We start from the raw sequence: 10,611 nt of genomic DNA, 5'->3' as shown, positions 1-10,611 counted from the left end.
TCCAACGTCAGGTCATCGGCGAAATGCCGGTCACCGGTCGCGTCGGGCACGTACTTCACACAGACAACGATCCTCAAGCTCACGCCGGCTCTCCTCACTGATGCGGTTCGTTCGACTCTATGGCACTCAGTACCCCGAGTAAAGGTACGCAGTGCCGGACGGTCTCTTCTGGTGCTACGTTTCCGCCATGACCGATGACCGCGGACCGGCCAAGAAGCCGCCCATGCGTGACGTGCTCGCGGAGGCTGCCTTCGGACTCTTCATGGAGCGCGGGTTCGAGCGGACCACGGTGGACGACATCGTCGCCAGGGCGGGGGTGGGGCGGCGGTCCTTCTTCCGCTACTTCCCTTCGAAGGAGGACGCGGTCTTCCCCGATCACGAGCGGTGTCTCGCGGACATGACCGCGTTCCTGGAGGCCGCCGGCGACGGCGATCCGGTGGACACGGTGTGCGACGCGGCCCGGCTCGTCCTGCGGATGTACGCGGTGAATCCGGAGTTCTCCGTGCAGCGCTACCGGCTCACCCGGGAGGTGCCCGGTCTGCGCACCTATGAACTCTCCGTCGTCCGCCGCTACGAACGGACCCTCGCCGGCTATCTGGAGCGGCGCGGCGACGGCACCAGGGAGGCCGCGCTGCGCGCCGAGGTGACCGCCGCCTCCGTGGTCGCGGCGCACAACAACGGCCTCCGGTCGTGGCTGCGTTCGGGCGGCCAGGGCGATGCGGGCGCCGAGGTGGACCGGGCGCTCGAACTCGTCCGCACGGTATGGGGCCGGGCGTCCGCGCGGCCCGCCGTAACCGCCGCCGAGGACGAGGTGATCGTGATGGTCGCCGCGAAGGGCGCCCCCATGTGGCGCGTGGTGCAGCGCATCGAATCGGCTCTCGGCCAGGACTGAGCGGCCGGCGGAGAAGGGCTTCGGCAACTTCCGGCACTCAGTACCTTTACGTGCTGGCACTAAGTGCCATACGGTGCCGGTGTGCCGTCGTCGGCGGTGCGGCGCACCCAGTCGAGCGCGGGAGGCCGTGACGTGTTCAGTACCGGAACCGATGTGGGGCGGACGGCCTGTGACCCGGCGGATCCGCATACCGTTGAGGGGCTGGTCTACCAGCTGTGCCGATGGTGCGGCACCGCCTCGTTCCGCAAACTGCTGTGCCCCGTCTGTGCGTCGAGCGATCTCGAACCGGAACGCAGCGACGGCCACGGTGTCGTCGTGCGGTCCAGTGTCGTGAACCGCTATTCGCGGGTGATGCGCAACGAATCCCTGGTGCGCTTCCCCGAAGGGTTCGTGTACCGGTGCCGGATCGTGGGCGCGGCGCCCCATCTCGTGAGTGTCGGCGACCGGGTCCGGCCGGTGGGCGGCACGACCTCCGAGGCCGGCGAAGTGGTCCTCGAACTGTGCGATCCGCCCTTCACGGCCGGCTGGCACTGACCCCGGCCCCGAGTGCCCGGTGCGTCTCCCTGATCTCGGTGAGGGGGCGGACGGTGTCGGCGGACTCGCGGATGCCGCGGACCGCCACGTACCGGGCCGGCCGGGCACCCCGGTGTCCGGGGTGCCGCTGAAGTACCGCACACGCCGGGAGCCGTGGAGGGGCGGGGCGAGGATGCGGGAGACGGAGCGGCCCGAGGCATCTTCCGGTCCACGGAACGCGGGTGCCGGCCGGAACCGGATCAACGAGGACGCGCACGAGTGGGGTTCGGCCCGGCTCGGGGACACGCCCGGGGCCGGGTGAACACGGACTCACTGGCCCCGTACAGGTTCGTCGGCCATACTGCCCGCCGTGGAGCAGCGCATAGATCCGAACACTCAGCCCGCGTACGCCGCAGGGACAGACCCGGCGTACATCCCTGGTCTCACGGCCCCCCGAACCACCGGAAAGGCGGACAAGGAGCCGGAGCCGACCGAGGAGCCCGCACCCGAGGACGCCGTGCCGGGCAAGGCCGCGGCGGAGGCCGTGTCCGGGGACGCGGAGTCCGACGGAGAGGCCGTCGCCGAGGCGGCCGACGACGAGGAGGACGAGAACGAGGACACGGACGGCCGGCCCGCGGACGGGCCCGCTTTCGAGGTGAGCGACCGCCGCGGTTCGATCGCCGCGGACAGCCAGGGCATCCGGTTCACCCTGGACGACCAGGAGGCCGAGTTCGGCTGGGACGAGATCGGCGCGGTGGAACTGAAGCCGGCCCGGTTCGGCCGCCGGTTCACGGTCACGGTCCACATGTCGACCCGGCGTTGGTTCAACGCGGAGGTCGAGGCTGCGAACAGGAGCAGCCTCAAGGAGTGGACGGCAGGTTTCGACGCGGTCCTGGACGCCTACTTCGAGGAGTCCTGACCTGCGGCCGGTGCCGCCCCGCCCGGACCGAGCAGCGCGTCCAGGATGTGCGGCCAGGCGGCCGCGCCGAGCGATGCGTCGGCTGCGGCTGAACCGCCGTACCGGAAGGTGCCGGACGCCGGCGCATGGCCCTCGCCGGGCAGCCGGGGCCGGTGTCCCGCTCCGGCGCGGGTGACGAGCCGGACGGGGAGACCGGCCGCCCGGCGCCGGGCGGCCAGCTCTTCGGCGTACGGCAGCGAGGGCCACATCAGGTCGTCCCCGCCCGCGACCAGCACGAGTTCGGCCCCCGACCTCTCCACCGGGACGGCCGCGGCCGGGGCCCGGTCCGCGTACCTCCGCAGGCTCTGCTCGTACCAGCCGAGGACCGAGGCGGGGGAGCCCTCCGGCTCGGAGGGCGTCCAGGCGTCGTCGTAGGGGACGAACGGCAGCGGCTCACCCCGCCAGGTCCAGGAGGAGCGCTGAGGGCGGGTCAGTCCGTCCCGGCCGGGTCCGATGTTGGCCCAGGTCACCGCGGTGGGGGAGAGTGCCACCACGGCATCGACGCCGGGCTGGAGCACGGACAGGTGCAGCGCGGCCTCGGCGCCCTTGGAGACGCCCAGGACACCGATGCGGCGGGCCCCTTCCGCGCGGAGCCGGCCCATCGCGGACACGAAGGTCTCCAGCGGTACCTCGCAGATGCCCGGCGGCTGTCCGGGGCCGCCGAACCAGCGGACCGAGAGAGCGGTCATGCCCTCCCGGGCGAGCAGCCGGCAGCGCTCCCGCTCGATCCGTCCGCTGGACCCGGCGAGCACGAGCACTCCGACGGCGCTGCCGTGCGAGGGCGCGGCGCGGAAGCCCGTCCAGGCATCCGCGCCGGCGACCGGTCCGGAGTGCACCTCGCCCTCGACGGTCTGCACGGGATCAGGTCAGGCGCCGGCCAGCACCACCGAGCGGGTCAGGTGGCGCGGGCTGTCCGGGTCGAGGCCGCGGGCGGCGGCGCGGGCGATGGCCAGGCGCTGCACACGGACCAGTTCGGCCAGCGGGTCGAGACCGCTCTCCACCCAGCGGGCGCCGGTCTCCTCGACCTGCTCGCGCAGGCCCTCGGGCGCGGTGCCGAACATCCAGGTCGCGGTGCCCGTGGTGGCGATGCTGATGGGGCCGTGGCGGTACTCCATCGCGGCGTACGCCTCCGTCCAGGACAGCGAGGCCTCCTTCATCTTCAGCGCGGCCTCGTTGGCGAGACCGGCCGTCCAGCCGCGGCCGAGGAAGGTGAACTGGGTGCAGTCCAGGAGCCCTTCGGGCAGCGGTTCGGCCAGCGCGGTCTCCGCGTCGCGGACCACGGCGTCGGTGTGCAGACCGAGGTGGGCACGGAGCAGGGTCAGCAGCGTGGTCGCGAAGCGGGTCTGCACGACGGACTGCTCGTCGGCGAAGTCGAGCACCACGACCGCGTCCGCGGACGTCATCACCGGGGTCTGCGGGTCACCGGTGATGGCCACCGTCGGGGTGACGCCGCGCAGCCGGTCGAGGAGTTCGAGCACCTCGGTCGTGGTGCCGGAACGGCTGAGGGCCACGACCCGGTCGTAGCGGCGGCCGAACGGGAACTCCGAGGCGGCGAACGCGTCGGTCTCGCCCTGGCCGGAGTCCTCACGGAGCGAGGCGTATGCCTGAGCCATGTAGAACGAGGTACCGCAGCCGACCACGGCGATGCGCTCACCGGACGCGGGCAGTACGGCCGCCTGGCTCTGCGCCAGCTCCGCGGCGCGACGCCAGCAGTCCGGCTGACTGGCTGTCTCGATCTCGACAAATGACACTTTTGCACTCCGTACTGGTGATGGGATGCTCGTAAACGCACGGTATACGGGACGTGCAAGCATTATCAAGCATTTTCCTTGCAGGTGACTTGACTCGCGAGGGCCTTGTGCGACGCTTGCGCGAGTCCGGTGATGGCGCCCAAGGGGATGGACGCCCGCGGCCGGACCTGTGAGGAGAGTGCACGTGTCCAGGGATACCCGGTGGAACTCACTGCTGGAGCTCGTAGGCAAGCATGGCCGGGTGGACGTCGAGGACGCCGCGAAGGCGCTGGACGTCTCGGCGGCGACCATCCGCCGAGATCTGGACCAGCTCGCTGACCAGCAACTGCTCACCCGTACGCGGGGCGGCGCGGTGGCGCACGGTGTCAGTTACGAGCTGGCGCTGCGCTACAAGACGGGGCGCAACGCCCCGGAGAAGCAGGCCATCGGCCGCGCCGTGGCCGAACTGGTCGCGGTCGGTGAGGTGGTGGGGCTGACCGGCGGCACCACCATCACCGAGGTGGCCCGCGCGCTCGCCGTGCGCTCCGACCTGGTGGGGGACGCCGTCGCGGGAGCGGCCGGCCAGCCGACCCTGACCGTCGTCACCAACGCCCTCAACATCGCCAACGAGCTGGTGATCCGGCCGCAGATAAAGATCGTGGTGACCGGCGGGGTGGCCAGGCCCCAGTCGTACGAGCTGACGGGCCCGCTGGCCAGTGGGGTACTCGGTGAGATCACGCTGGATGTCGCCGTGCTCGGTGTCAACGCCATCGACACCGAACGCGGTGCGTACGTCCACCACGAGGGCGAGGCCAGCATCAACCGGCTGCTCGCCCAGCAGGCCCAGCGGGTGGTGGTGGCGGCCGACTCGTCGAAGATCGGCAAACGTGCTTTCGCCCGGGTCTTCGACCTCGGGATGATCGACTTCCTGGTCACCGACAAGGGGATCCCGGCCGAGGCGACGGCCCGCTTCACCGAGGCCGGCGTCACCGTTATCGCCGTCTGAACCGCCTGAACCGCCTGGACCGCCTGAGCTGCCCGAACCGCCGGAACCCGTCCGGGCCGTCCGGACTTGCCCGAGTCTGCCCGATACCTGCCTCGCGCCTGCCCCGTCCCGCACCTGTCCGAGCTGAACGAGTGGCCCGAACGGCGGGTCGTCCCACCCGAAGGGTGTGGCGGCCCGCCGTTTCGCGTGCCCCGCGACCCGGGTTCGGGTGTGCTGGAACATGCGCTTGCGTGTGCTTGATCGATCACAACCAAGCACACAGGGACCGGATTTGACGGGTTGGTAGCGTCGGCTGCGGTCGCTTCACGGCCATCTTGTGCCTCTTCTGTGCATATTTCGATCCACGAGGTGCGCCGACGTGCTGCATGTTGTGGTTTTTGGATGTCAATAGATGTTCGTTACCTCTGTGAAATGAACAACTCTTGCCATTCGGGTGCGCTGTCGTGAACTATGTGCCTGTCGCCGTGAAGGAGCAGCGGCCGCACCTCTTCCGGGACGCGGCCCGCCTCCACGTATGCGGGACGTTCTCTCGCTCCATCAGCCCTGGAGGTGCCTGTGACGATGGCAGATGTGCCGGTCACAGCAGCGCGGCAGTCCGCGCCGCAGCCCCGCGACCCGGACGGCGCCGACCTGCCCGCCGGGAAGAGGCCCAAGAAGAACCGAATACGGCAGCCGCTTCGATACCGGCTGAAACGCGACAGAGCGCTTCTGCTCTTCTGCCTGCCCGGTGTTCTGTACTTCGCGCTCTTCTTCTACTTGCCGCTCGCGGGCAACGTCATCGCCTTCCAGGACTATCAGCCGTTCCTGGGCTTCAAGCAGAGCCCGTTCGTCGGGCTCGCGAACTTCACCGCGCTGCTGGCCGAACCGGATTTCTGGAGTGCGGTCTCCAACACGCTCCAGATCACCGCGATCCAGCTGGTGCTGTACTTCCCGGCACCGATCGCCCTGGCACTGCTGCTCAACTCGCTGATCAGCGAGAAGATCAAGCGGTTCATCCAGACCGTCGTGTACCTCCCGCACTTCCTGTCCTGGGTCGTCGTGGTGGCCATGTTCAAGCAGGTGCTCGGCGGCGCGGGTTCGGTCACCACGCTGCTGATGGAGCACGGCGTCAGCATCGGCAACGTGATGACGGACCCCGGCACCTTCAAGCTGCTGATCACCGCCCAGGCCATCTGGAAGGACACCGGCTGGGGCACGATCATCTTCCTGGCGTCCATCGCCTCGATCGACATGGGCCAGTACGAGTCCGCCGCCATGGACGGCGCCGGCTGGCTCCGCCGGATCTGGCACATCACCCTGCCGGGCATCCGGCCGGTGATCCTCATGCTGCTGATCCTGCGGCTCGGCGACATCCTCTCGGTCGGCTTCGAGCAGATCATCCTGCAGCGTGACGCCGTCGGCCCGGACGCCTCCGAAGTCATGGACACCTACGTGTACTTCCACGGAGTCGTGGACGGCGACTGGGGCATGAGCACCGCCGCCGGTTTGATGAAGGGCGTCATCGGATTCGCCCTCATCCTCGCCGCCAACAAGCTCGCCCACCGCTTCGGCGAGCAGGGAGTCTACCGATGAGCCAGCAGTCCGTCGCGACCCGGCTGCGCAGTGCCGGGCCCGGCCCACGGGCCGGCGGGGGCCTGCACGCCTCCAACGGCAGGCCGCCGTGGATGGAGCGCCCCCACTGGTACGGACAGGGCGCGAAGGGCCTGGCCCTGATCGTCCTCACCGTGATCGTGCTCTACCCGTTCGTCCTCGCCATCGGCACCAGCCTGGCGGGCCGCGAGGAGCTGAACGCCAACGGCGGTTACGTACTGCTGCCGCACCACCCGACGCTGGAGGCCTACCGGGTCGTCCTGTCCGGCGGGGTCGTCACGCAGGCCGCGCTGGTCTCCATCGGGATCACGCTGGTCGGCACCGCGCTCAGCCTGGCGTGCACGGTGATGATCGCCTACGGGACATCGCGCCCCGGCAGCGTCCTCGCCAAGCCGATCCTGCTGCTGGTGCTGGGCACGTTCCTCTTCGCTCCCGGCATCATCCCGACGTACCTGGCGGTCCAGCAGTTCAAGATGCTGGACACCTACGCCGCGCTGATCCTTCCGGTGCTGCTCAACGCGTTCAACATCGTGGTCGTCCGGTCCTTCTTCCAGAGCATTCCCGAGGAGCTGTACGACGCGGCCCGGATCGACGGCGCCGGTGAGGTCACGGTCCTCTTCCGGATCGTCCTCCCGCTGTCCAAGGCGGTCCTCGCCGTGGTCGGGCTGTTCTACGCGGTCGGGTACTGGAACAGCTTCTTCAACGCGGTGCTCTACCTCAACGACTCCGGCAAGTTCCCCATCCAGGTGATCCTGCGCAGCTACGTGCTCAACGGGCAGAGCATCAACGCGTCGGCCATGGGCGTCCACTCGATTCCGCCGGCGACGTCCTTGCAGATGGCCGTGCTGATCATCGCCATCGTGCCCATCTTCTGCGTGTACCCCTTCCTGCAGAAATTCTTCGTCAAGGGCGTTCTCACCGGGGCGATCAAGGGCTGATCCGCCCACCGCCTTCGTCGCCGCCACGCACTCCACATCTTTCAAGGAGCCCCATGTCCACCAACTTGTCCCGGCGCGGATTCATGGGCGCCGCGGGAATCGCCGGCCTGACCGTGGCCGGGCTGTCGACCCTGAGCGCCTGCGGCAGCGGTGCCACGGTCAGCAAGGGCGGCTCCAAGGCGTCGGCCAAGGTCAAGCTGCCGACGTACGCGGCCGTGCAGACCGCTCCCGCGGACCTGGCGGGCAACGCGGCCGGTCTGGACGCCACGTACCTGCGCTACCCCAAGGCCCTCACCAAGTCGGTGGCCAAGGCGCCCGGCGACGGCAGCCGCATCACGGCCCTCACCGAGACGTTCACCACGCCCGCACCGCCGCAGGGCAAGAACGCCTACTGGCAGGAGCTGAACAAGCGCCTCGGGGCGCGGTTCGACATGACGATCGTGGTGGACCAGGGCGTCGACGCCTACCTCCAGAAGTTCAACGCCATGATGGCCGGCGGTGACATACCCGACCTGGTCTGGTTCCCGCCGAACCAGGGCATCCAGCGCGTCCCCGAGCTGCTGGACGCCAAGTTCCACGACCTCACCCCGTACCTCTCGGGCGACGTCGTGAAGGACTACCCGAACCTGGCGAACCTGCCGACCACCGCCTGGAAGACCGCCGTGGTCAACGGCAAGATCCGCGGCGTCACCGTCGCCTACGGGTCGATGGGCCAGGTCTACGCCGTCAACCAGGACTTCTGGAAGCCGGTCGGCGGCGCCGAGTTCAGCAGCGCGGAGGACTTCCTCGCCAAGGGCAAGGAACTCCTCGACACCAAGCGCAACAAGTACGTCCTGGAGCCGGCGTACGTGAACCACATCGGCCAGTTCGCCCAGTGGTTCGGCGCGCCCAGCGGCTGGCGCCTGGAGGGCGGCAAGCTGGTCCACATGTACGAGACGGAGGAGTACCAGGAGGCACTGGCCTTCGCCGTCAAGGTGGCCAAGGCCGGACTCTTCTGGCCCGACCCCAACCTCTCCACCACCATGGAGAAGATGGCGCAGGGCAGCCTCGGCGCCTATGTGCAGTCCTTCCCCAGCTTCCTGGTGGACGCCAAGACGTACGACTTCCCGTTCGGCGTCATCGTGCCCTTCGCCGCCAGGACCGGTGCGAAGCCGAGGTACAGCATGGGCTACGGCTCCGTCGGCTACACCGCCATCAACAAGAAGGCCGACGCCAAGCGCGTGAAGATGCTGCTGGGCGTCCTGGACTACCTCGCCGCCCCCTTCGGTACGGAGGAGCGCCTCTTCCTCGACAACGGCATCGAGGGCACGCACTTCACCCGTACGGCCAAGGGCGACGTCAAGCTCACCGCCAAGGGGAACACCGAGGCGGTGACCACGGCCATGCCGCTGGCCTTCCTCGCCGCGGGCCCCGAGTACATCTACCTGCCCGGACAGCCCGAGCTGGCCAAAAAGATGCACGGCTGGCAGCAGGAACTCCTCAAGATCAGCCAGACGAACCCGACGAGCGGCCACTTCTCCGACACGAGCACCAGCAAGAGCCCCTCGCTCACCACCGCCATGAGCGACCTCCAGCTGGACATCGTCGCGGGCCGCAAGCCGCTCTCCGCCTACCAGGAGCAACTGCGCAAGTGGCGCTCCGGCGGCGGTGACAAGATGCGTGCCGAGTTCGAGGCCTCGCTCGCCGGCAAGTAGCCCGGGGCCGGGCAGCCGGCCCTCGTCCGCACCACCCGCACCACCCGTACAGACAGAGAAGGGACCCCCGTGTCAGACCTGCGACTCGGCGTCATCGGACTCGGCCTGCGCCGTTCCATCGCGATGTCCGCCCACCACCCCGGACAGGGTTCGGCGATCACCGCCGTCTGCGACCTCGACCCCGAGGTGCGCAGCCGCGAGGCCGAGCGCTTCGGCACGGACGTCGCGGTCGAGGACTACAAGCTGCTCCTCGGCCGCGACGACATCGACGCGGTCATCGTCGCCACCCCCGACGACACCCACGAGGCCATCGCCATCGACGCGCTGCGCGCGGGCAAGGCCGTCTTCGTCGAGAAGCCGCTCGGGATCACCGTCGAGAGCTGCGACAACGTCCTGCGTGCCGCGTACGAGACCGGGACCCGGCTCTACGTCGGCCACAACATGCGGCACATGGGTGTCGTGCGGCTGATGCGCGACATCATCGCCCGCGGCGACATCGGCGAGCCCAAGGCCGTCTGGGTACGCCACTTCGTCGGCTACGGCGGCGACTACTACTTCAAGGACTGGCACGCCGACCGGACCCGGACCACCGGTCTGCTGCTCCAGAAGGCCGCGCACGACATCGACGTGCTGCACTGGCTGACCGGCGGCTACACCCGGCGCGTCAACGCGCTGGGCGACCTGCTGGTCTACGGCGACCTGCCGCGGCGCGAGCCGGACACCCCGCGTCCGGACAACTGGCTGCGCGAGTTCGACTGGCCGCCGACGGCCCGCAAGGACCTGCACCACATCGTCGACGTCGAGGACGTCTCGGTGATGAACATGCAGCTCGACAACGGCGTGGTCGCCGCCTACCAGCAGTGCCACTTCACCCCGGACTACTGGCGCAACTACACGGTCATCGGCACCGAAGGGCGGCTGGAGAACTTCGGCGACAGCCCCGGTGACGAGGTCAAGGTCTGGAACACCGGCCCCAGCGGCTACCGGGCGGACGCCGACATCACCTACCGGGTGCCGGAGGCCAAGGGTTCGCACGGCGGCGGTGACAGCCGGATCATGGAGGAGTTCTGCCGGTTCGTGCGCGACGGGGGCGTCACCGACACCTCGCCGGTCGCCGCCCGGATGAGCGTCGCCGCCGGTGTGCTCGCGACCCGCTCGCTGCGTGAGGGCGGTGCGCCGTACGACGTGCCCGCCCTCGACCCCGAGCTGATCGCCTACTTCGAACGCGGTCAGGTCCGCTCCTGAGGATCTGACCGGGAAAGGCCGGACAGGGCCGTGCCACAGCCCCGT

At 69.4% G+C, this 10,611-nt stretch carries 10 protein-coding genes and 1 pseudogene; 8 read left to right on the top strand and 3 right to left on the bottom strand.

Annotated elements, in window-relative coordinates:
• Nucleotides 1-83 (bottom strand): annotated as a pseudogene (locus tag ACIP89_RS36580) (electron transfer flavoprotein subunit beta); the annotation flags it as partial.
• Between the two features lie 140 nt (nt 84-223).
• Between ACIP89_RS36580 and ACIP89_RS36575 the strand changes: the two are divergent.
• From ACIP89_RS36575 to ACIP89_RS36565, 3 genes are all read left to right on the top strand, one after another.
• Nucleotides 224-892, top strand: a complete 669-nt coding sequence (locus ACIP89_RS36575) for a TetR family transcriptional regulator (protein ID WP_401933732.1) — start codon at nt 224-226, stop codon at nt 890-892.
• A gap of 132 nt (nt 893-1,024) precedes the next feature.
• Nucleotides 1,025-1,426, top strand: a complete 402-nt coding sequence (locus ACIP89_RS36570; protein WP_402118770.1) for a Zn-ribbon domain-containing OB-fold protein — start codon at nt 1,025-1,027, stop codon at nt 1,424-1,426.
• A 349-nt stretch (nt 1,427-1,775) separates the two neighbouring features.
• The gene (locus ACIP89_RS36565) at nt 1,776-2,324 is read left to right on the top strand and encodes a hypothetical protein (RefSeq protein WP_402118768.1); all 549 of its coding nucleotides are present in this window, start codon (nt 1,776-1,778) and stop codon (nt 2,322-2,324) included.
• On the opposite strand, the gene ACIP89_RS36560 is transcribed toward ACIP89_RS36565, so the two are convergent.
• On the bottom strand, nt 2,306-3,220 hold the full coding sequence (locus ACIP89_RS36560; protein WP_401929491.1) for an acyl-CoA thioester hydrolase/BAAT C-terminal domain-containing protein: 915 nt from the start codon (nt 3,218-3,220) through the stop codon (nt 2,306-2,308). The two genes, ACIP89_RS36565 and ACIP89_RS36560, sit on opposite strands and share 19 nt — an antisense overlap.
• 9 nt (nt 3,221-3,229) lie before the next feature.
• Nucleotides 3,230-4,114: an SIS domain-containing protein gene (locus ACIP89_RS36555; protein ID WP_401929489.1), complete on the bottom strand. Its 885-nt coding sequence runs from the start codon at nt 4,112-4,114 to the stop codon at nt 3,230-3,232.
• Nucleotides 4,115-4,298: 184 nt separating this feature from the next.
• On the opposite strand from ACIP89_RS36555, the gene ACIP89_RS36550 reads away from it, so the two are divergent.
• The 5 genes from ACIP89_RS36550 (at nt 4,299) to ACIP89_RS36530 (ending at nt 10,566) form a co-directional block, all read left to right on the top strand.
• The gene (locus ACIP89_RS36550) at nt 4,299-5,099 is read left to right on the top strand and encodes a DeoR/GlpR family DNA-binding transcription regulator (RefSeq protein WP_401929487.1); all 801 of its coding nucleotides are present in this window, start codon (nt 4,299-4,301) and stop codon (nt 5,097-5,099) included.
• 561 nt (nt 5,100-5,660) lie between these two features.
• Nucleotides 5,661-6,671 carry an ABC transporter permease gene (locus ACIP89_RS36545; RefSeq protein ID WP_401929485.1) on the top strand — a complete coding sequence of 337 codons (1,011 nt, stop codon included), beginning with the start codon at nt 5,661-5,663 and terminating at the stop codon, nt 6,669-6,671.
• Nucleotides 6,668-7,627: a carbohydrate ABC transporter permease gene (locus ACIP89_RS36540; protein WP_402118765.1), complete on the top strand. Its 960-nt coding sequence runs from the start codon at nt 6,668-6,670 to the stop codon at nt 7,625-7,627. The genes ACIP89_RS36545 and ACIP89_RS36540 overlap by 4 nt, the downstream gene beginning before the upstream one ends.
• Before the next feature lie 53 nt (nt 7,628-7,680).
• Nucleotides 7,681-9,321: a twin-arginine translocation signal domain-containing protein gene (locus ACIP89_RS36535; RefSeq protein WP_402118763.1), complete on the top strand. Its 1,641-nt coding sequence runs from the start codon at nt 7,681-7,683 to the stop codon at nt 9,319-9,321.
• 69 nt (nt 9,322-9,390) lie between these two features.
• Entirely contained in the window at nt 9,391-10,566 is a 1,176-nt protein-coding gene (locus ACIP89_RS36530; RefSeq protein ID WP_402118761.1) for a Gfo/Idh/MocA family protein, read from the top strand.
• The last annotated feature ends 45 nt before the right edge of the window (nt 10,567-10,611 follow it).

Source organism: Streptomyces sp. NPDC088730 (assembly GCF_044751215.1).
Classification (GTDB): domain Bacteria; phylum Actinomycetota; class Actinomycetes; order Streptomycetales; family Streptomycetaceae; genus Streptomyces.
This window is presented reverse-complemented; position numbering and strand designations above follow the sequence as displayed.

What these genes read in the sequence shown, in the direction of transcription:
- ACIP89_RS36575 (WP_401933732.1), top strand. Translation starts at nt 224, where the DNA reads ATGCGTGACGTGCTCGCGGAGGCTGCCTTCGGACTCTTCATGGAGCGC.
- ACIP89_RS36545 (WP_401929485.1), top strand. Translation starts at nt 5,661, where the DNA reads ATGGCAGATGTGCCGGTCACAGCAGCGCGGCAGTCCGCGCCGCAGCCC.
- ACIP89_RS36540 (WP_402118765.1), top strand. Translation starts at nt 6,668, where the DNA reads ATGAGCCAGCAGTCCGTCGCGACCCGGCTGCGCAGTGCCGGGCCCGGC.
- ACIP89_RS36535 (WP_402118763.1), top strand. Translation starts at nt 7,681, where the DNA reads ATGTCCACCAACTTGTCCCGGCGCGGATTCATGGGCGCCGCGGGAATC.